At 34.3% G+C, this 18,739-nt stretch carries 24 protein-coding genes; 5 read left to right on the top strand and 19 right to left on the bottom strand.

Going from position 1 to position 18,739, the window contains the following annotated elements:
* Positions 1 to 2: 2 nt before the first annotated feature.
* The 7 genes from nadD to Q0Q96_RS11435 all read right to left on the bottom strand — a co-directional run bounded on the left by nadD (position 3) and on the right by Q0Q96_RS11435 (position 4,118).
* Positions 3 to 584, bottom strand: a complete 582-nt coding sequence (nadD, locus tag Q0Q96_RS11465; protein WP_293875487.1) for a nicotinate (nicotinamide) nucleotide adenylyltransferase — start codon at positions 582 to 584, stop codon at positions 3 to 5.
* A gap of 25 nt (positions 585 to 609) precedes the next feature.
* Positions 610 to 1,182, bottom strand: coding sequence for a guanylate kinase (gmk, locus tag Q0Q96_RS11460; protein WP_293875485.1), 573 nt, complete (start codon positions 1,180 to 1,182; stop codon positions 610 to 612).
* Between the two features lie 77 nt (positions 1,183 to 1,259).
* Positions 1,260 to 2,120 carry a YicC/YloC family endoribonuclease gene (locus Q0Q96_RS11455; protein ID WP_293875484.1) on the bottom strand — a complete coding sequence of 287 codons (861 nt, stop codon included), beginning with the start codon at positions 2,118 to 2,120 and terminating at the stop codon, positions 1,260 to 1,262.
* 60 nt (positions 2,121 to 2,180) lie between these two features.
* Positions 2,181 to 2,381 carry a helix-turn-helix transcriptional regulator gene (locus Q0Q96_RS11450; RefSeq protein WP_293875483.1) on the bottom strand — a complete coding sequence of 67 codons (201 nt, stop codon included), beginning with the start codon at positions 2,379 to 2,381 and terminating at the stop codon, positions 2,181 to 2,183.
* On the bottom strand, positions 2,378 to 2,797 hold the full coding sequence (locus Q0Q96_RS11445) for a hypothetical protein (protein WP_293875482.1): 420 nt from the start codon (positions 2,795 to 2,797) through the stop codon (positions 2,378 to 2,380). Before Q0Q96_RS11445 ends, Q0Q96_RS11450 begins: the two co-directional genes overlap by 4 nt.
* 50 nt (positions 2,798 to 2,847) lie before the next feature.
* Positions 2,848 to 3,765 carry a DMT family transporter gene (locus Q0Q96_RS11440; RefSeq protein WP_293875480.1) on the bottom strand — a complete coding sequence of 306 codons (918 nt, stop codon included), beginning with the start codon at positions 3,763 to 3,765 and terminating at the stop codon, positions 2,848 to 2,850.
* Positions 3,765 to 4,118: an ArsC/Spx/MgsR family protein gene (locus tag Q0Q96_RS11435; protein ID WP_293875478.1), complete on the bottom strand. Its 354-nt coding sequence runs from the start codon at positions 4,116 to 4,118 to the stop codon at positions 3,765 to 3,767. Before Q0Q96_RS11435 ends, Q0Q96_RS11440 begins: the two co-directional genes overlap by 1 nt.
* A 69-nt stretch (positions 4,119 to 4,187) precedes the next feature.
* Here Q0Q96_RS11435 and Q0Q96_RS11430 point away from each other — a divergent pair, with 69 nt between their 5' ends.
* Positions 4,188 to 4,643, top strand: coding sequence for a DinB family protein (locus tag Q0Q96_RS11430; RefSeq protein ID WP_293875476.1), 456 nt, complete (start codon positions 4,188 to 4,190; stop codon positions 4,641 to 4,643).
* 58 nt (positions 4,644 to 4,701) lie between these two features.
* Positions 4,702 to 5,844, top strand: coding sequence for a cystathionine gamma-synthase (locus Q0Q96_RS11425; RefSeq protein WP_293875474.1), 1,143 nt, complete (start codon positions 4,702 to 4,704; stop codon positions 5,842 to 5,844).
* A 58-nt stretch (positions 5,845 to 5,902) separates the two neighbouring features.
* Here the strand turns inward: Q0Q96_RS11425 and Q0Q96_RS11420 are convergent, their stop codons facing one another.
* From Q0Q96_RS11420 to Q0Q96_RS11390, 7 genes are all read right to left on the bottom strand, one after another.
* Positions 5,903 to 6,793, bottom strand: a complete 891-nt coding sequence (locus Q0Q96_RS11420; protein WP_293875472.1) for a DUF3078 domain-containing protein — start codon at positions 6,791 to 6,793, stop codon at positions 5,903 to 5,905.
* Positions 6,794 to 6,865: 72 nt separating this feature from the next.
* Positions 6,866 to 7,372 (bottom strand): DUF2480 family protein, encoded by a 507-nt coding sequence (locus tag Q0Q96_RS11415; protein ID WP_293875470.1) that lies wholly within the window; start codon positions 7,370 to 7,372, stop codon positions 6,866 to 6,868.
* Between the two features lie 84 nt (positions 7,373 to 7,456).
* The gene (locus Q0Q96_RS11410) at positions 7,457 to 7,780 is read right to left on the bottom strand and encodes an SUF system Fe-S cluster assembly protein (RefSeq protein WP_293875468.1); all 324 of its coding nucleotides are present in this window, start codon (positions 7,778 to 7,780) and stop codon (positions 7,457 to 7,459) included.
* An 11-nt stretch (positions 7,781 to 7,791) separates the two neighbouring features.
* On the bottom strand, positions 7,792 to 8,520 hold the full coding sequence (locus Q0Q96_RS11405; RefSeq protein WP_293875466.1) for a hypothetical protein: 729 nt from the start codon (positions 8,518 to 8,520) through the stop codon (positions 7,792 to 7,794).
* A gap of 3 nt (positions 8,521 to 8,523) precedes the next feature.
* Positions 8,524 to 8,943 carry a SufE family protein gene (locus tag Q0Q96_RS11400; protein ID WP_293875464.1) on the bottom strand — a complete coding sequence of 140 codons (420 nt, stop codon included), beginning with the start codon at positions 8,941 to 8,943 and terminating at the stop codon, positions 8,524 to 8,526.
* Positions 8,940 to 9,377: a hypothetical protein gene (locus tag Q0Q96_RS11395; RefSeq protein WP_293875462.1), complete on the bottom strand. Its 438-nt coding sequence runs from the start codon at positions 9,375 to 9,377 to the stop codon at positions 8,940 to 8,942. The genes Q0Q96_RS11400 and Q0Q96_RS11395 overlap by 4 nt, the downstream gene beginning before the upstream one ends.
* 10 nt (positions 9,378 to 9,387) lie before the next feature.
* Entirely contained in the window at positions 9,388 to 10,611 is a 1,224-nt protein-coding gene (locus tag Q0Q96_RS11390) for a cysteine desulfurase (RefSeq protein WP_293875460.1), read from the bottom strand.
* Between the two features lie 119 nt (positions 10,612 to 10,730).
* Here Q0Q96_RS11390 and Q0Q96_RS11385 point away from each other — a divergent pair, with 119 nt between their 5' ends.
* Entirely contained in the window at positions 10,731 to 12,071 is a 1,341-nt protein-coding gene (locus Q0Q96_RS11385; protein ID WP_293875458.1) for a serine hydrolase, read from the top strand.
* A 144-nt stretch (positions 12,072 to 12,215) separates the two neighbouring features.
* On the opposite strand, the gene sufD is transcribed toward Q0Q96_RS11385, so the two are convergent.
* The 5 genes from sufD to Q0Q96_RS11360 all read right to left on the bottom strand — a co-directional run bounded on the left by sufD (position 12,216) and on the right by Q0Q96_RS11360 (position 16,646).
* A complete protein-coding gene (sufD, locus tag Q0Q96_RS11380) occupies positions 12,216 to 13,532 on the bottom strand; it encodes a Fe-S cluster assembly protein SufD (protein ID WP_293875456.1) in 1,317 nt (438 codons plus the stop codon).
* 145 nt (positions 13,533 to 13,677) lie between these two features.
* Positions 13,678 to 14,016 carry a four helix bundle protein gene (locus tag Q0Q96_RS11375; RefSeq protein WP_293875606.1) on the bottom strand — a complete coding sequence of 113 codons (339 nt, stop codon included), beginning with the start codon at positions 14,014 to 14,016 and terminating at the stop codon, positions 13,678 to 13,680.
* A 39-nt stretch (positions 14,017 to 14,055) separates the two neighbouring features.
* Positions 14,056 to 14,820, bottom strand: a complete 765-nt coding sequence (gene sufC, locus Q0Q96_RS11370) for a Fe-S cluster assembly ATPase SufC (RefSeq protein ID WP_293875454.1) — start codon at positions 14,818 to 14,820, stop codon at positions 14,056 to 14,058.
* 31 nt (positions 14,821 to 14,851) lie between these two features.
* Positions 14,852 to 16,300, bottom strand: coding sequence for a Fe-S cluster assembly protein SufB (gene sufB / locus Q0Q96_RS11365; protein ID WP_293875452.1), 1,449 nt, complete (start codon positions 16,298 to 16,300; stop codon positions 14,852 to 14,854).
* A 16-nt stretch (positions 16,301 to 16,316) separates the two neighbouring features.
* The gene (locus Q0Q96_RS11360) at positions 16,317 to 16,646 is read right to left on the bottom strand and encodes an iron-sulfur cluster assembly accessory protein (RefSeq protein WP_293875450.1); all 330 of its coding nucleotides are present in this window, start codon (positions 16,644 to 16,646) and stop codon (positions 16,317 to 16,319) included.
* A 141-nt stretch (positions 16,647 to 16,787) separates the two neighbouring features.
* Between Q0Q96_RS11360 and Q0Q96_RS11355 the strand changes: the two genes are divergently transcribed.
* Together Q0Q96_RS11355 and Q0Q96_RS11350 are read left to right on the top strand one after the other, a co-directional pair.
* Complete coding sequence (locus Q0Q96_RS11355) at positions 16,788 to 17,648, top strand: MBL fold metallo-hydrolase (RefSeq protein ID WP_293875448.1); 861 nt, start codon at positions 16,788 to 16,790, stop codon at positions 17,646 to 17,648.
* Between the two features lie 270 nt (positions 17,649 to 17,918).
* Positions 17,919 to 18,728 carry a hypothetical protein gene (locus tag Q0Q96_RS11350; RefSeq protein WP_293875446.1) on the top strand — a complete coding sequence of 270 codons (810 nt, stop codon included), beginning with the start codon at positions 17,919 to 17,921 and terminating at the stop codon, positions 18,726 to 18,728.
* Positions 18,729 to 18,739: the final 11 nt, after the last annotated feature.

Below are 18,739 nucleotides of genomic sequence, written 5' to 3'. Positions count from 1 at the left end.
AGTCACTTTCTGTAAAAAGCACTGCTATCGATATACTGCCAAACTTTATGCGGTAACATTGGTGCTATATTCTTTTTGTTTTTGATGCTTTCACGGATAAATGTGGATGAAAGTTCCATTAACGGTGCGCCAACATGATGAATTTTATGATGATTTATAAACTGCCCATCCATGTCGCCAGAGTTTAATCTTGGATACACATAAATATAATGATTTGCCAAAATCACCTCATAGTTTTTCCACTTGTGGAGCGAGTTCAGATTGTCTTCGCCCATAATTAAGGCGAACTCATTTTTGGGATATTTTTCTTTTAAATGTGCCAGCGTATTTACAGTATAATTTGGCTGTGACAGTTTAAATTCAATGTCCGAAGGTTTGATTTTGGTGAAATCTTCCGTTGCTAAAGTTACCATGTGCAAGCGCTGATAATCATCAAGTAATGTGTGTTTTTGTTTAAGCGGATTGTGTGGTGTAACCACCATCCAAATCTGATTCAAATCAGAATTTTCAACCATGTGATTCGCAATAATAACATGCCCAATGTGAATTGGGTTAAACGTTCCGAAATACAATCCGATTTTCATGTTTTTAGTGATTATTGAAGAGTAATTACTTCTTAACAAATGCTTTCACCAACTGATACGCTTCCTGTTTCGCAACGTCCAAATCATAGTTCTTAATAACCGTATCAAACTGCGGCGCGGTTGCCAACTCAACGTGTGCTTTTGCGATGCGCATATTTATTTTATCGTCGCTCTCGGTGGAACGTTCTTTTAGTCTACGTTTGAGTTCATCAACACTTGGTGGTTTTACAAAAACAGCCAACGTTTCTTCTGGGAATTTATGTTTGATTCGCAATCCGCCAGATACGTCAATATCAAAAATTACGTTTTTGCCTTTTGCCCAAATACGCTCGATTTCACTCTTTAGTGTTCCATAAAAATTATCACGATAAACCTCTTCCCATTCTATAAAATCATCTGCTTTGATATGCTTTTTGAAATCGGAAATCGATATAAAATAATAATCTTTTCCATTCACTTCTTCGCCACGAAGTTCTCGTGTTGCAGCCGAAATGGAGAATTCCAAATTCAGTTCAGGTTGCGCTAATAAATGCCTGACTATGGTGGTTTTTCCTGAACCTGATGGCGCAGAGAATACTAGTAGTTTTCCTTTGTTCATTTTTTAAGTGATTAGTGAGGAGTAATTAGTAATTAGTAAAGCGGGGTAAGGCTAATTACTAGTTACTAATTACTTTTTTACAAAACATTCAAAACTTGCTCCTTGATCTTTTCCAACTCATCTTTCATCATCACAACCAGTTTCTGCATTTCGGTATGATTGGATTTTGAACCCATAGTATTGATTTCTCTGCCCATTTCTTGTGTGATGAAACCTAATTTTCTTCCGTTGGCTTCTGTTCCTGCTATGGTTTCGATGAAATAGTTTAAATGGTTTTCCAAACGTACTTTCTCTTCGGTAATATCGTATTTCTCCAGATAAAAAATCAATTCCTGTTCAAATCTATTTTCATCTACGTTTTCTTTTAATTCATCCAAAGCGTTACGCAATCTTGTTTTTACAGTTTCAACGCGTTCAACATCATACGCCACTGCACTGTTCATTAAAGTCATAATATTGGCAATACGATGGAGGAATTCTCTTTCCAGCGAAACGCCTTCGTCTTTTCTGAATTGGGCAATGTTTTGCATCGCCTCATCAATAACTGTTTGGATTTTTTCCCATTCGTTTTCATCAATTTCATCGCGCTCTGTTTTTAGGGCATCCGGCATTCTGACAGCCATTTTCATCAATTCGGTTTCATCAGCATTTGGAATTACGGCTTTCATTTGGTTGATATAACCTCTAACAATTGGCACATTAATTTTTGACGAAGTTTCTTCGCCTGTTGCTTCTATATACAATGAAAAATCAATTTTTCCTCGCTCTAAACGTATCGAAAGCTGATTGCGCAAACCCAATTCCATTTCACGAAAAACGGAAGGCATTCTGGTATTTAAATCCAAACCTTTTGAGTTTAGCGATTTAATTTCTACTGTAATTTTTTTGGTTTGAAATTGTAGTGTTGCTTTCCCAAAACCAGTCATTGATTGTATCATTGATGTTTTTTATAGACCTCAAATATATCCAAAAATGACGATTTATGGAAAGTTTTTTGATTAGTCTTCTTCTTCCAATTCAAAAAGTTGCTCAACCGTTACTTTAAAAAATAAGGAAATTTTTAATGACAGAATTGTTGAAGGTACATATTTTTTAGTTTCAATCGAATTTATCGTTTGCCTTGACACCTGAACTTTATCAGCTAACTCTTGTTGAGTTATATTTAATTTTGCTCTTTCTACTTTGATATAATTTCTCACTCTTTGTCATTATTTTGTTTTTTGTTTTTCCATAGATTTACGTAATGAAAAGTCAGATGTAAAGAGCACATAAAGAATATTAGTTGCGTTGCTGAATAATTTTTAGGGTTTTCACCCGTAGCAATATCGATAATGTTTCTAGTAATTAACGTTGCAACCATCATTGCAAATGTTCCTGCAAATTCTTTTAATCTTACAAGAACGGTCATTTCATCTTCAATTTTGTCTCTTGAAAAAATAATCATACAACAAATAATTATTAAAAAATCTACAGTTAGTGTACCCATGATTTGCTTGTTAAATAAATCGTCGGGGTGAAAGAGTTTTAAAATCACTGCTAAAAAAATAGTAATTATTAGTAATGACAAACCAATTTTTTTAAAGTAATTCGGTAATAATTTAATTTGTCCTGACATAAGAATATTATTAATTTGTAAAGTTAACTTTTTTAAAAGACAAATATGATTTACTTTTTATTATTTTCAGAATTATGTATAATTTTTTTATTTTTCTTCTGCGTCACAAGAAATACCCCAAAAAATATCAACCCCGCCGAGACTATTTTGACCAATGTTAACTCGTCTTTTCCTAAACTCATAGCAAAAACAGTGGCAAAAAGAGGCTGCAGATAAATGAAGACCGCAACCGTTGTTGGCTTTAGTTCCCGCATGGAAATTAGGTTTAATAAATACGTGAAAAAGGTTGTAAATACTACCACAAAACCTATTTTCCAAAGAATATTTACCGGAATCACTGCCCATTGAATTTCCAGATATTCATTCCAGCCAAAAGGCAAAACCATCAGTAAACCAAACGTATAAATCCATTTAACGAATGTGAATGCGTTGTATTTATCCATTAGTTTTTTGACAACTATCAAATAAAAAGCATACGAAACCGCATTGATGAAAACCAATAAATTCCCGAGCGACGCATTCGTAGCATTGCCAATTGATTTTCCATAGAGAATTAAAAATCCAGTGCCAAAAAGCCCAAGCAGAATTCCGAGAATCTTTCGAAGTTTAATTTTTTCCCTTATGATAATCGCCGACAAAATCAACACAATTATTGGAGTGGTAACCATAATTACTGCTGCCGAAATAGGCGTGGTAAAACTTAATCCTTTAAAGAATGTCAGCATGTTCAATGCCACGCCAAAAAAAGCGGCTGCTACTATTCTTGGAAAATCCTGAAGTTGAATTTTTTCTTTTGAACCAAAAAAAGAAACAATCCAAAACAATATAGTAGTACCGATAACACGTAGTAAAATAAAGCCAAAAGGTTTGATATAAACCGGCATGACATCTTTGGCGACCGTAAACGAAACGCCATAAATCAGCGAAACCATCATGGCGGCAATCAATGCCCACGTTCTTTTTGACATTACGACAATGCTTTTATAACTTCGATGATATTTTTTTGGCTGTTACCGATATAAATTTTATCGTCTAGGATAAAAACGGGTCGGCTTAAAAATGTGTAATGTTCTAAAATATACTTTTTAAAATCAGGTTCTGTCAACGATTTGTTTTTCAAATCCATCGATTTATAAAGCTGTGCTTTTTTGCTGAACAACGCTTCATAGGTTCCCGAAAGTGAATGCATTTCCTCTAATTCTATCGCTGTAATCGGGTCTTGACGAATATCGTGGAATTCCAATCTATCAGGATTTGGTAGCGATTTTATAATTTTTCGACACGTGTCGCAGGAAGCCAAATAGTAAATTTTGTTAGTCATAAGATTTCTTTTTACAAAGAAAATTCATTTCGAGTTATAATCTGTAATTTTATACAAAAATTCAAACTAATGGAAACTATCTTTAACATCAATAAAACCAGCAGAAATGTCATTTTAAGATTCCTGGAAAATCATACTTTAGAACAACTAAATACCATTCCGGAAGGATTTAGCAACAACTCAATTTGGAACATTGCTCATTGTATAGTAGTACAACAACAGTTGGTTTATAATTTATCTGGCTTGTCAATGATGGTTTCAGATGATATGATTGTCAAATACAAACGCGGCACCAAGCCTGAACACAAAGCAACTCAAGAGGAGGTTGACGAAATTAAATTCTTGTTGTTTTCAACGTTAGAACAAATTAAAAAAGATTTTGTAGCTAACATTTTTCAGGATTATTCTGAATTCACAACCATGTCTGGTTTCACTATTAGAAATGCTAAAGAAGCATTAGAATTCAACAACTATCATGAAGCGGTTCACACTGGAATCATGATGCAAATTAGAAAGTTTATATAACGTTAAACTAGCTTTTGCATTAAGAAATTTAAAATATATTTGTCAAAAATTACTCGAAATGAAATTTAATACCAAAGTTATCCACGGGAAACAACATTACGAAAAAGTTACTGGAGCCGTGATGCCCCCTGTTTTTCAAACCTCAACTTATGCTCAAACTTCACCTGGGAAACCTGTAGGTGATTACGAATATTCACGAGCGTCAAACCCTACGCGACAGGCTTTGGAAGATGCTTTGGCATCAATAGAAAATGGTGCACGTGGATTGGCATTTTCATCTGGATTGGCTGCTACCGATTGTTTATTAAGATTGTTTAAAGCTGGTGACGAAGTAATCGCCATGGACGATTTATACGGCGGGACGTATCGATTATTTACAAAATTATACAAAGACAGTGGTATTAAATTTCATTTTGTGGATATGAATGATGTTGCAAAATTTCAATCATTAATCAATGAAAATACAAAGTTGGTTTGGGTAGAAACGCCAACCAATCCGTTGATGAAATTGGCAGATATTCAGGAAATTGCTAAAATCACTAAAGCAAAAAATATTCTTTTTGCGGTCGATAATACCTTTGCTACGCCTTATCTTCAAAAACCTTTGGATTTGGGTGCAGATATTGTAATGCATTCGGCTACCAAATACCTTGGCGGACATTCTGATGTAATTGCTGGTGCACTAGTTATAAAAGACAAAGCACTGGGTGATGAATTGCATTTCAAGCAATTTGCAACTGGGGCAACATTAGGACCTATGGATAGTTTCTTGGTATTAAGAGGTATCAAAACCTTGCATTTGCGCGTGCAGAGACATTGTGAAAATGGCGAAAAAGTTGCGGCATTTTTAAGTAATCATCACAAAGTGCAAACTGTTTATTATCCGGGATTGCCAAGTCATCCGTTTCATGAAATTGCCAAAAAACAAATGAGTGGTTTTGGTGGAATGGTTTCTTTTACCTTCAAATCGGGCAAAAAAGAGGCTGCTATTTCATTTTTAGAAAAGTTAAAAGTATTTACTTTGGCTGAATCGCTTGGTGGTGTTGAGAGTTTGGCAAATCATCCCGCTTTGATGACTCACGCTTCCATACCAGAGGACATGCGTGCAGCAATAGGAATTACTGACGATTTAGTTAGATTGAGTGTTGGTGTTGAAGATAGTGACGATTTATTAGCTGATATTGAGCAAGCTTTTAGATAAAACCAAAACTTTTGTTGGGTTTCAAACTGCAGATGGAATTTTTTTAGTTGTCATATTATTAGAAACCATAATTGACACCTAAACCGATAACTTGACGCGTTTGAAAGCCTCGGAAAGCATTGTCGTCATAAATAGTTTGAAAAGCTATGTTTGAGGATAACGATTTATTAATTTTCATCACAATATTTAAATTGTAATCAAGGTCGATATTTTGTGGGTCTTGTAAATAATTAGAATACAAATTCAAAATATTTTCTACCGTGACGTTTTCAACTAGAATAAATTTGTAATACGCATTAAGCGCTGCTCCAAATTCATAGCGTGTCGATTTGCCTTGTTGAACACCAAAAGAAGGACCGAGTACCGTAAAATATGAATCAACTACAATGAGTTTCGAGGTTGCGGGAGCAATATTTACTTTCAGATTATCATTTTTTTTCCACAACATACCAGGACCAAATTGAAAATAAGCTGGCGAGAAAAAATGAGATGTTTTAATTCCTGAAACCAAGTCAAATCCTGAATCAAACTGTGTTTGGAAATTAAAAAATAAGGAGTAGAACCATTCGCCACTTGCTTTTTTGCCTGCTAGTGAATTAAATACAAATCTATCATCGGTTTTTTGAACTTTTTGGTCTTTTAATTTCGTCAAGCCATAGCCTGCAATAATTTTATTGTCCCAGTTCCAGGTATCACTTTTGTAATTAAAGTCATAGTTTAAGCCAAGATTCCCAGAAATACTGCTTTGTCCTCCTGCCAACCAGTTATTAAAATTTGCCTGATTTGCTAAAAGAGTAAAGGTTCCTTTTTTAACCCAGCCGTTTGGTTTTTCAACTTTCAATTTTGCTGCAGCTTCTTCATTTTTCTTAAGTAATTCTTTCTCATTTACTTGAGCAGCAACCGTAGTAAGCGTTAATGCAAAAGCAATTGAAAGTACTATATTTTTCATTTTGTGATTTTTAAAATTTTGAAACAAAGTTAAAATTACATTTCTTTAATCCAAATTGGATTTAGATTTAACCTATTTGCTTTTTTTGAATAATGGAACTGCCGAACATGCTTCGCCATACATAATACTTTTGGCAAAAGGTTGTAGTTTTTGAACGGCCATAATGTAAGCACTTTGTGGCACTGGTTTTTTTGAGCAACCTTTTAAAATGACTGGTTTATCTTGAAATTTGGAGTAATCAATTGTTGGAATAATTTCAAAATATAGTGCTGTTTCTAAATCATACAACGTTCCAGCAACCACTTTTTTAGCATACGGAGCAAGATAAACGGTAACCAAAATGCTTGCCCAAGTGGGTATTATGGCATCAGTGGCACAATAAATCGCAACAAAATGGTTTTCATATTGTTTCCAGTCATGGGTTTTAAGAGTTTCACGAAAAAAAATTTCCTTCAAAATATAATCTTCCAAAAGCCATTTTGAAATATCGATTTGCGTCCGAATACCGCTTGGGTAATACTCTTCAAGATCAAAAACCTGAAGATTAGAATTGGCTACTTTATTTATAATTTCGTTCATTTTTTAAGTCTGAAAGTCGAAAGTCAACTGTCAAAAGTCGGTAAGAAAGAATCTTTGGACTTTGAACATTAGACTTTGGACTAATTAAAGCATGCCTAATTCTAATTTTGCTTCTTCGCTCATTAAATCTTTGCTCCATGGCGGATCAAACGTGATTTCTACTTCGCAGGATTTAACAGTATCTATTTTTTTGATTTTTTCTTCTACTTCACGAGGCAAAGTTTCTGCCACAGGGCAATTTGGTGAAGTTAGTGTCATTAAAACTTTCACTTCATTGTCCTCATTAATCATGACATCATAAATTAATCCTAACTCGTATATATCTACAGGAATTTCTGGATCATAAATGCTTTTCAAGGTTTTGACCACGTTTTCTCCTAAATTAATATCGTCTTTATATTCTTCCATAGTTTAAATTTTTATTCGTATGTGACAGATTTTAGTACATAAGTCGAGAACAAGGTTATTAATTTTTCAACTCCAAATTCAGCATTTGAAAGAAAGATTGCTGGTGAAATTTTAGGATTTAATTTTTTATTAAAAACAACAACATTAGTCATTTCTAAATAATTATTTTTTTCTCTATAAGACCCTGTAACCTTATCGTTATCAAAATAAATCAAGTCGTATTTTGGTTCGAACTTAACTGTTCCATTCCAAATCGTTTTAATTGAATTTTCGGTTTCTTTTTTATAATCAATCGCTATAATCATAGTAAATCGTGGAAAATATTCATTGAAAATTTTTTTTGCTTTCTCTTTGATATCTTTATCATCTCTTATTATCTTAATTTCTGTTTTGTTTTTATCAACATAATAAGTTCCTTGGTATGTTTGATTGGTATGATATAATTCTCCTTGAACAAGTTTTCTTTTATCTTCAGGGTCAGAAAAAGCAGAATAAGGCAAAAACCCACAAATACTATTTTGTTCTAGAGGATTTTTTACTTTACTATATTTTATTTTTGGAAAATCAAATGCAATCAAAAGTGTGTCAGCAAAAACTCCGGTATCATCCAAATAATAATTAGATTTTTCTTCATACAGAAAATGAATTTTTTTTGTTTTTGTCGGCATTTTCTCGAAAAATGCTTGAGAGAAGCAATTGCAAAAGGTTAAGCAAACTATTACATCTAAAATAGATCTCATAAATTAATTTTTTGAAGTAAATCCCAAAGCATATATTTTTATTTTTTTTATCATCGATACCAAGCCATTGGCACGTGTTGGCGATAAGTGTTCTTTTAAGCCAATTTTGTCAATGAAATCGTTATTTGCATCTAAAATATCACTTGGTTTTTGATTGGAAAAAGACCGAATCAAAATGGCTATAATTCCTTTAGTTAAAATCGCATCACTATCAGCCGTGAAAACAATTCTTCCGCCTTTTTGTTCGCCATAAACCCAAACTTTCGATTGGCATCCAGTGATAATATTTTCCTCGGTTTTGTGTTTTTCGTCAATTAATGGTAACGTTTTTCCAAGTTCAATAATATATTCATACCGTTCCATCCAATCATCAAATAGTGAAAATTCTTCAACAATCTCGTCTTGTATTTCTTGTATGCTCATTTTTTTTCTTTGGCTAATGAAACTATTTTGCTGACCAGCTTTTCTATCGCTGCAGGTGGAAATCCATGATCAAAAGCTACCGATTCATAATTATTTCCTTGATAGCGTATTTTTAAATTTGCAATCGCAGCACCATCATATAATCGTTTTTGCGTAGGATCTTTAAGGTTTGGAATTGCAGCCAAATTAATTTTTTTAAATTCGGTTACCAATTCTTTCCAATCTGCATCAGATATAGCCATTTCTACCGCAGGATTTTCCGTTCCTCTTCCTTGAGAAATGGTAGCCTTTTGATTAGCGATATTAATCATCAAATGAAAACCGCGTGTATTTGCCGTATACTGAATTTCAGCATTAGCAATGTTATTTTGCGCTTCGTTAGTACAACTCTTCCCCAGAAAAAGTGTGACTAAAAACAAGGTGGCTATTTTCATTTTTTTTATTTTAAGATAACATTATTTGGGCTTTTTTCAGCGCTTTAATCATCAAATCAATTTCCTCTTTTGTGTTATAAAAGGCAAAACTCGCTCTAATTGTTCCCGGAATTTTTAAAAAATCCATGATTGGTTGTGCACAATGATGCCCTGTTCGTACTGCGATTCCCATTTGGTCAATAATTGTTCCAATGTCATACGGATGAATATTACCTATGTTGAACGAAATTACAGAAGTTTTGTTTTGTCCTGATGCTTCTGGACCATAAATTTTTAAACCTTCGATTGCTTCTAATTGTTCTGTTGCATATTCCAATAATTCGTGTTCGTAGTCTGCAATAGTGTCAAAACCTACTTCATTCATATAATCAATTGCGGTTCCAAGTACAATTCCTGCTTCTATATTAGGCGTTCCAGCTTCAAACTTGTGTGGCAAATCGGCATACGTTGTTTTATCAAAAGATACTGTTGCAATCATTTCTCCACCACCTTGATAGGGTGGCAATTTGCGAAGCCATTCCTCTTTTCCGTACAAAATTCCGATTCCTGTTGGACCACAAATTTTATGTCCCGAAAATACATAAAAATCGCAATTTAATGCTTGAACGTCTGGTTTTAAATGTGCCACTGCTTGCGCACCATCTATTAAAATTGCAGCACCAACTTTATGCGCTTTGTCTATCATTTCCTTTATTGGATTGATGGTTCCTAAAGCATTGGATATATGATTTACCGCTACAATTTTGGTTTTATACGTTACTAATATGTCGTAGGCAGACATAATTAATTCGCCGTTTTCATTCATTGGAATGACTTTCAATACAGCACCAGTTTTTTCACAAAGCATTTGCCATGGAACAATGTTGCTATGATGTTCTAATGCCGAAACGAGAACTTCGTCACCTGCTTTCAAAATCGAAGCAAAACCAGTAGCAATAGCATTTATACCGTGAGTTGTTCCCGATGTAAAAATTACTTCATACGGGAATTTTGCATTAATATGATTTTGAATTTTATTTCGTGACACTTCATAAGCATCAGTAGCTAATTGGCTCAACTTATGCACGCCACGATGAATATTGGCATTTATTTGCTGGTAATATTTCGAAATTGCATCAATAACCACCTGCGGTTTTTGCGAAGTAGCGCCGTTATCAAAATAAACAAGGGGTTTGCCATTGACCAATTGTGAAAGTATCGGGAAATCACCTCTAATTTTTTGTATGTCTAACATGTTATTTATAAAAATTCTAAATACAAAAGTACTACAATTGAAACGGCTAATTTAGCAAACACTTGTTAATAATAACTTTAATTTTTTACATTTACTGAAACACAATTTTATTTGATCCTATGAAAAAATTCCTCATAGTCTTCGTTGCGCTGCTGTTGATTGTCCTTGTTTATTTGAGAATTGCCATTTATCCGCAACTAGATTTGATTTCAGGATTTTCGGCGAAAAGTGTGGCATCTTGTCATTTTATTGATGGTCGAAATTTGGAAACCATTCAAAAAAATGATAATAACATTCCAAAAGTAGATTGGGCAACCAATGATATTAATAAAGTCGGGAAATTTGTCTCTTCAAAAGTATTTGGATTAAAAACCCGAAAAGCTATTTACCGAGAGGGTTTAGGAGCAACTTTGATTGATGATGATTTTGATGAAACTAAACCGTACGAAATTCCAAAAAGAACGAAATTGAACACAAATTTGCGCTTCCCTTACGGAGATTTAGAGCCTAAAGATAGTGTTTTTGCAAATGTTGATTACAGGAAATTAAATGCAGCTGTTGCCAATGCATTTGATAAAAAAGGAGAAAAGAATAAAAGAACACGTTCAATACTTGTGATTTACAAAGACAAAATTATTGCAGAGCAGTACGCTGATGGCTTCAATAAAAACTCGAAAATTTTAGGCTGGTCAATCACCAAAAGTGTGACGGCAACCTATTTTGGAATTCTGCAAAAACAAAGCAAAATTAATATTATGAATCCCGCACCCATCGTCGCATGGAAGAAGGATGCTCGATCAAAAATAACCATTTCAGATTTATTACACATGAATTCTGGCTTGGAATGGGATGAAGATTATGGCAAAATTTCAGATGCTACAAGAATGCTTTTTCAGGCAAAAAACATGTCGCAATCACAAATTGAAAAACCACTGATTGGAAAACCAAATAACACCTGGAATTATTCATCAGGAACAACTAATTTATTGTGTGGAATTTTGCGTAATCAGTTCAAAACGCATCAGGAATATTTAGATTTTTGGTATTCCGCATTAATTGATAAAATTGGGATGCACTCCATGGTTGTTGAAACCGATATGGCTGGTAATTTTGTAGGTTCTTCGTACAGCTGGGCGACCACAAGAGATTGGGCAAAATTTGGATTATTGTATTTGCACCAAGGCAACTGGAATGGCGAACAAATTTTTGACCCTAGTTGGGCTAAATATGTGGCAACACCAAGTGAAGGATCCAACGGTAAATATGGCGCTCATTTTTGGCTCAATGCTAATGGCGATTTTCCTGATGTTCCCAAAGATTTCTATAGGTGTAGTGGTTTTCAGGGGCAAATGATTGCAATATTTCCAACTCAAGATTTGGTAGTTGTTAGAATGGGAGTGAAAGAGGATTTTGATTTTAATGGATTTTTGAAGGAAGTCGTTGGTAGTTTGGATAATTGATGAAGATAATTATTCAAAAGAAAGTTTAAGAAAATGCGAAATAAAAAAATTAACCGCAAGGACACAAAGTAAAAAATCGAAAAGTGCGCAAAGGTTAAACCTTGCGCACTTTTCGTATACTTAAGCGAACCATGCGGTCGAAGTCTACAAGTCAAACCCCAAATTCACTCCTAGTTTTGTAGCAATGATCTTAGTAATCCTCTTTTTAAGTTCTGGAATTTTAATACTTTCGATGACTTCGTTAGAAAATGCATACATCAATAATGCCTTGGCTTCTTTCTTTGGAATACCACGTTGTTGCATGTAAAACATAGCGTTTTCATCTAATTGCCCGATGGTACAGCCGTGCGAACATTTTACATCGTCAGCAAAAATTTCAAGTTGTGGTTTTGCATTTATTGTGGCTTTATCGCCCAATAAAATGTTGTTGTTTTGCTGAAAAGCATCGGTTTTTTGCGCTTCTTTTTCAACATAAATTTTTCCGTTGAAAACTCCAGTTGAACTGCCCGCCAAAATGGTTTTGTAGTTCTGATGGCTTTCGCAGTTTGGTGTCGCATGATTGACCAATGTAAAATGATCTACATGTTGCTTGTCGCCAATAATGGTAATTCCTTTCAACGTTGAATCGATTCTTTCTCCAAAATGATAGAAATTCAAGTTGTTTCTTGTAATGTTGCCACCAAAAGAAAACGTGTGAACCGAAACCCGACTTTCTTGTTTTTGGGAGATATAAGTATTGTCAATCAGATTGGCCGATTGCAAATCATTTTGGATTTTATAATAATCAACAATCGCTCTTTTTTGTGCAAAAATCTCGGTTACCGAATTTGTCAAAACTGGATTTTCGTTTAACGACTGATGTCTTTCGATGATTTGAACGTGCGCATTTTCGCCAACGATTACCAAGTTTCTGGGTTGTACCATAAAAGCGCTTTCATTACCCGTCGAGAAATAAATAATTTCAATAGGTTTCTCCACTACTTTGCTTTTCGGAATGTTGATATACGCTCCTTCATTGGCAAATGCCGTATTAAGTGTTGTTAAACTCTCGTCTTTGCTGGCAATTTTGTTGAAATATTCATCAATCGCAATTTTGTATTTCGGTTTATTCAATGCCGATGACATTAGGCAAACATCCAAACCATCATGCGTTGTTGCTGATAAAAACGAACTGAATTTCCCGTCTACAAAAATCACTTTGTGGGTGTCAATTTCGTGGAGAAAGTATTTTTTTACGGCTGCAAATTCAACTGCATTCTCATGCTTTGGAAAAACAGAATAGTCATTTTTTAAAATAGCAGTCAGCGAAGTGTATTTCCAGGCTTCTTCTTTTTTAGTTGGAAAACCTTTATTTTCAAAGTTTTTTATAGCCGAAGTACGCACATCATGAAGTTCGGAATGAACGTCGATTTGCTCTTCAAAGGCCATGAAGGAGGAGATAAGTTTTTCTTTTAATTCCATTTTATATTTAAGTCTGAAAGTCGAAAGACTTTAGATTGAAACTTACTATTATTGATAATTTATTGTTTGAAAACCATAGCGTATTTAGTGAATAATATATTTATGCCTTTAAATTTTATGCTTTTTGAATTTGCGACTTTGGACTTTATGCCTTTGTACTCAAGTATTTAATAAAACCACTTAACAGTTTAGAAATTTCAGTAACTGATTCTAATAATTCTTCAAATTCTAATTTTGATATATATTCTAAATCAAATGCTAAATATATTTGAGAACGAACTTCTCCTGCTGATGCCTCTGCAACATACAAAAAGTAAACGAACTCTTTATCTGTATTTCTTTCAAATCCTTCAGCATTATTTGAAGAAATTGAAATCGATGCACCCCTTATCTGTCTTACCAAATCAAAGTCTTTCTTAAAATTTAGGTTTTCACTAATTTGATAAATTTTTTTATTGAAAATTCTTGATTTTTGCCAAAAAATAATTTCTTCAAATGAATTGAACTTTCCCAGCTCTTAACTTTAAGACTTTTGACTTTCGACTACTTCGTTTTTAATCCAATCGTATCCTTTTTCTTCTAACTCGTAAGCCAATTCTTTTCCACCCGATTTTACGATTTTTCCATCCATCAAAACGTGAACGAAATCGGGTATAATATAGTCTAACAATCTTTGATAATGCGTAATTACAACCACAGCATTGACTTTACTTTTTAGTTTGTTTACACCATTAGCAACAATTCGTAGCGCGTCGATATCCAAACCAGAATCAGTTTCGTCAAGGATTGCCAGTTTTGGCTCTAACATCGCCATCTGGAAGATTTCATTACGCTTTTTTTCTCCACCCGAAAAACCTTCGTTTAACGAACGCGATAAAAACTTACGGTCTATTTCCAATAATTCTGATTTCTCCCGAATTAGCTTTAGCATTTCATTGGCTGGCATTTCTTCCTTCCCGTTGGCTTTGCGACTTTCGTTGATAGCGGTTTTCATAAAGTTCGTCACCGAAACTCCTGGAATTTCCACAGGGTATTGAAACGACAAGAAAACACCTTTATGCGCTCTTTCTTCAGGAGCTAATTCAGAAATGTCTTCACCTTCCAAAAGGATTTCTCCTTCAGTAACAGTGTAATTTTCATTTCCGGCAATGATGGAAGAAAGTGTAGATTTTCCGGCACCATTGGGTCCCATGATAGCATGTACTTCTCCTGCATTTATTTCAAGGTTGATGCCTTTTAATATTTCTTTGTCTTCTATCGAAGCGTGTAAATTTTTTATGCTTAACATTTTTTGAATGTGTTTTTATTCTGATTTATGATTATCCTACGGAACCTTCTAACGAAATCTCTAATAATTTTTGAGCTTCTACAGCAAATTCCATCGGCAGTTTGTTCAAAACTTCTTTACTAAAACCGTTTACAATTAAGGCAATGGCTTTTTCGGTTGGAATGCCACGCTGGTTGCAATAAAAAACTTGATCTTCACCGATTTTAGAAGTTGTTGCTTCGTGCTCGATTATTGCAGTTGAATTTTTGCTTTCGATGTAAGGAAAAGTATGTGCACCACAATTATTGCCCATCAACAACGAATCGCATTGTGAAAAATTTCTAGCATTATCAGCATTGGTTCCAATTTTCACTAATCCGCGATAACTATTTTGTGATTTACCTGCGGAAATTCCTTTGGAAATAATAGTTGATTTGGTGTTTTTTCCAATGTGAATCATCTTTGTACCTGTATCGGCTTGTTGGTAATTATTGGTTACCGCTATTGAATAAAATTCACCAACAGAATTATCACCTTTCAAAATAACCGATGGATATTTCCAAGTAATCGCAGAACCTGTTTCGACTTGTGTCCAGGAAATTTTTGCTTTTTTTTCACAAATACCTCTTTTGGTTACAAAATTAAAAACGCCTCCTTTGCCTTCCTTATTCCCGGGGTACCAGTTTTGTACTGTTGAATATTTTATTTCGGCATTGTCTAAAGCAATCAGTTCTACACAAGCGGCATGCAACTGGTTTTCATCTCTGCTTGGTGCTGTGCAACCTTCAAGATAGGAAACATAACTGCCTTCGTCGGCTATCAAAAGTGTTCTTTCAAACTGACCGGTTCCTGCCTGATTAATTCGGAAATACGTTGACAATTCCATTGGGCAACGAACGCCTTTTGGGATGTAGCAAAAACTACCATCGGAGAAAACAGCAGCATTTAATGCTGCATAAAAATTATCTTTTTGCGGAATTACCGTACCAAGATATTTTCGAACTAATTCTGGATGCTGTTTTATCGCATCAGAAATTGAACAGAAAATAATGCCTTTTTCATTCAGCGTTTTTTTGAATGTGGTAGCAACTGAAACCGAATCCACCACAATATCCATGGCGATATTGTTCATCATTTTTTGTTCGTCTACATTAATTCCAAGCTTTTTATACATCGCCAAAAGCTCGGGATCAACATCATCAAGCGTTTTATTGGGATCCACAGATTTTGGTGCTGAATAATACGAAATAGCTTGAAAATCGGGTTTTTCATACCGAACGTTTGCCCATGCAGGTTCAATCATTTCCTGCCAAGTACGAAACGCTTCAATGCGCCAATCGGTCATCCATTGTGGTTCATCCTTTTTTAGAGAAATAGCCCTAACAATATCTTCATTTAATCCAACGGGGAACGTCTCCGAGTCTAAATCCGTGTAGAATCCGTATTCGTATTCTTTACTTTCGAGTTCAATTTTTAAATCGTCTTCGGTGTATTTTGACATTTTTTTTGTTTAAATATTATAATGAAAACGATTCCCCACATCCACAAGTTCTAGATGCATTTGGATTGTTAAATACAAATCCTTTTCCGTTTAATCCTCCTGAAAATTCTAAAATAGTTCCCGCTAAATACAAAAATGATTTTTTTTCAACGACAATTTTTACATGATTATCTTCAAAAACTTTGTCGTTTTCACCTAGTTCTTTATCGAATTTCAATTCATACGACAAGCCCGAACAACCACCACTTTTTACGCCCACACGAACATAATCTTGGGCTGCGTTAAAACCGTCTTCCTGCATCATCGAAACGATTTTTTTACTAGCGTCATCAGAAACTTTAATCATAAGCTTATTTTGATTTTGTCTAAATTAATCGCAAAGTTAGTACAATTATCCTTTTTTCAACAATCTATAACATTTTTATAACGAATGAAGACATAGAGAAATTTGATTTTTAATTCTATAAATTTGTGAAAACATTCAAAGATGAAAATTTACCCCATAGAAGCTGGAAATTTTAAATTAGATGGTGGCGGGATGTTTGGAGTTGTGCCAAAAACCATTTGGAATAAAACCAATCCTGCTAACGAAAATAATCTTATTGATATTGCGGCAAGATGCCTATTGATTGAGGACGGAAACAGGTTGATTTTGATTGATACAGGAATGGGCAATAAGCAATCGGAGAAATTCTTTGGTTATTATTCACTTTGGGGAACACATTCTTTGGACGGTTCATTAGCAAAATGTGGCTTTCATCGTGATGATATTACGGATGTTTTTATGACGCATTTACATTTTGACCATTGTGGCGGAAGCGTGAATTGGAACAAAGATAAAACGGGTTATGAGGTGGCTTTCAAAAATGCCAAATATTGGTCTAATGAAAACCACTGGGAATGGGCAACCAAGCCTAATCAACGTGAAAAAGCATCATTTCTGTCAGAAAATATTCTGCCTATGCAGGAAAGTGGTCAACTTCATTTTATAAAAAGAACAAAAGGTGATTTTCAAGCGAATTCGGAATTAGATTTTGGGGTTTTTTATGTTGATGGTCATACCGAAAAAATGATGATTCCGCACATTAGTTACAATAACAAAACCATAGTTTTTTGTGCCGATTTGATTCCAACTGCTGGTCATTTGCCTTTACCTTATGTTATGGGTTATGACACACGACCTCTTTTAACTATGCCAGAAAAATCAAAATTTCTTCATGCTGCCGTTGCCAACAATTACTATCTTTGGCTCGAACACGATGCGCACAATCAAATCATCACTGTTGAAAATACTGAAAAAGGAATTCGATTAAAAGACGTTTTCTGCTGTGAAGATATCTTAACATAGTGTTAATGATTGATGTAAAGCACTAAAACATTTTAATTTTGCACATTTATGAAAATGAAATTTATGAAATTTTTTGTTTTTTATTTGCTAACATTGACCTGTCCTACTCCAGCTAACGAGCAATCATTTTTCAAATCCATCAACTTTACACTAAATAAACTGCAACAATACAGTCTTCTTAAAATAGAAAAAAAATTAAAATAGCTACAAGAGTTGACAAAGCTAAATATGAATTTTAAAAATAACAAAATCGTCCAAAAAAACAAAATAATGAAAAAGATAAGTGCCGCTTTATTACTAGTCATTCTGTTGTCTTATAATACAAAATCATCAGCTCAAACGACCCAAAGTGAAAGAGAAGGCGAATTTTATTTCTCTTGGGGATACAATACCGAATGGTATACTAAAAGTGATGTTCATATTTCGCAACCTTCACTCGGAAACGATTACACCTTTAACAATGTTGATGGACACGACCATAAAGGCTGGGATGAGGGCTTGTTTTCGAAAGCATTAACTATTCCGCAATACAATTACAGAATTGGTTATTTCTTCAATAAAAAAAGAGGATTAGGAGTCGAAATCAATTTTGACCATACCAAATATATCATTACAGACGGTCAACAAATCAATGTTACAGGCACTATGGGTGGAAACCCTGTTAATACCACTGTAAATTTTTCGGATGCCAACGGTTATCATTACTACTTGAACAATGGTGCTAATTTTTTGTTGTTCAACTTTGTAAAAAGATGGCATTGGTTTGGTAAAACCAATAAAAATTTCAAAGTAGATGTATTGGCAAAAGCAGGTATTGGACCCGTAATTCCGCATGTTGACAATAGCTTTGCAGGTCAACAAAATAATCCAAAATTTCAATTAGGCGGATGGAACACAGGTGTCGAAGGCGACATTAGAGTTACTTTTTACAAACACTTTTTTCTAGAATATGGCAACAAATTAGACTATGCCAGCTACTCTAATTTAAAAGTTTACCAAGGTACCGCCAAACAAAATTTTGGTACCTACGAAATGATTCTCAATCTGGGCGTTACTTTCCCAATGGGTAAAAAAATATAACTTGCTGATAA

Source organism: Flavobacterium sp. (genome assembly GCF_025352015.1).
In the GTDB taxonomy this organism is placed as follows: Bacteria; Bacteroidota; Bacteroidia; order Flavobacteriales; family Flavobacteriaceae; genus Flavobacterium.
The sequence above is the reverse complement of the archived record's forward strand: the minus strand, read 5'-3'. Positions and strand labels throughout refer to the sequence as shown.

Bases quoted from the DNA above. Each gene is read 5' to 3' on its own strand.
- nadD (WP_293875487.1), bottom strand. From the start codon at position 584: ATGAAAATCGGATTGTATTTCGGAACGTTTAACCCAATTCACATTGGG.
- gmk (WP_293875485.1), bottom strand. From the start codon at position 1,182: ATGAACAAAGGAAAACTACTAGTATTCTCTGCGCCATCAGGTTCAGGA.
- Q0Q96_RS11455 (WP_293875484.1), bottom strand. From the start codon at position 2,120: ATGATACAATCAATGACTGGTTTTGGGAAAGCAACACTACAATTTCAA.
- Q0Q96_RS11445 (WP_293875482.1), bottom strand. From the start codon at position 2,797: ATGTCAGGACAAATTAAATTATTACCGAATTACTTTAAAAAAATTGGT.
- Q0Q96_RS11440 (WP_293875480.1), bottom strand. From the start codon at position 3,765: ATGTCAAAAAGAACGTGGGCATTGATTGCCGCCATGATGGTTTCGCTG.
- Q0Q96_RS11435 (WP_293875478.1), bottom strand. From the start codon at position 4,118: ATGACTAACAAAATTTACTATTTGGCTTCCTGCGACACGTGTCGAAAA.
- Q0Q96_RS11430 (WP_293875476.1), top strand. From the start codon at position 4,188: ATGGAAACTATCTTTAACATCAATAAAACCAGCAGAAATGTCATTTTA.
- Q0Q96_RS11425 (WP_293875474.1), top strand. From the start codon at position 4,702: ATGAAATTTAATACCAAAGTTATCCACGGGAAACAACATTACGAAAAA.
- Q0Q96_RS11420 (WP_293875472.1), bottom strand. From the start codon at position 6,793: ATGAAAAATATAGTACTTTCAATTGCTTTTGCATTAACGCTTACTACG.
- Q0Q96_RS11415 (WP_293875470.1), bottom strand. From the start codon at position 7,372: ATGAACGAAATTATAAATAAAGTAGCCAATTCTAATCTTCAGGTTTTT.
- Q0Q96_RS11410 (WP_293875468.1), bottom strand. From the start codon at position 7,780: ATGGAAGAATATAAAGACGATATTAATTTAGGAGAAAACGTGGTCAAA.
- Q0Q96_RS11405 (WP_293875466.1), bottom strand. From the start codon at position 8,520: ATGAGATCTATTTTAGATGTAATAGTTTGCTTAACCTTTTGCAATTGC.
- Q0Q96_RS11400 (WP_293875464.1), bottom strand. From the start codon at position 8,943: ATGAGCATACAAGAAATACAAGACGAGATTGTTGAAGAATTTTCACTA.
- Q0Q96_RS11395 (WP_293875462.1), bottom strand. From the start codon at position 9,377: ATGAAAATAGCCACCTTGTTTTTAGTCACACTTTTTCTGGGGAAGAGT.
- Q0Q96_RS11390 (WP_293875460.1), bottom strand. From the start codon at position 10,611: ATGTTAGACATACAAAAAATTAGAGGTGATTTCCCGATACTTTCACAA.
- Q0Q96_RS11385 (WP_293875458.1), top strand. From the start codon at position 10,731: ATGAAAAAATTCCTCATAGTCTTCGTTGCGCTGCTGTTGATTGTCCTT.
- sufD (WP_293875456.1), bottom strand. From the start codon at position 13,532: ATGGAATTAAAAGAAAAACTTATCTCCTCCTTCATGGCCTTTGAAGAG.
- sufC (WP_293875454.1), bottom strand. From the start codon at position 14,820: ATGTTAAGCATAAAAAATTTACACGCTTCGATAGAAGACAAAGAAATA.
- sufB (WP_293875452.1), bottom strand. From the start codon at position 16,300: ATGTCAAAATACACCGAAGACGATTTAAAAATTGAACTCGAAAGTAAA.
- Q0Q96_RS11360 (WP_293875450.1), bottom strand. From the start codon at position 16,646: ATGATTAAAGTTTCTGATGACGCTAGTAAAAAAATCGTTTCGATGATG.
- Q0Q96_RS11355 (WP_293875448.1), top strand. From the start codon at position 16,788: ATGAAAATTTACCCCATAGAAGCTGGAAATTTTAAATTAGATGGTGGC.
- Q0Q96_RS11350 (WP_293875446.1), top strand. From the start codon at position 17,919: ATGAAAAAGATAAGTGCCGCTTTATTACTAGTCATTCTGTTGTCTTAT.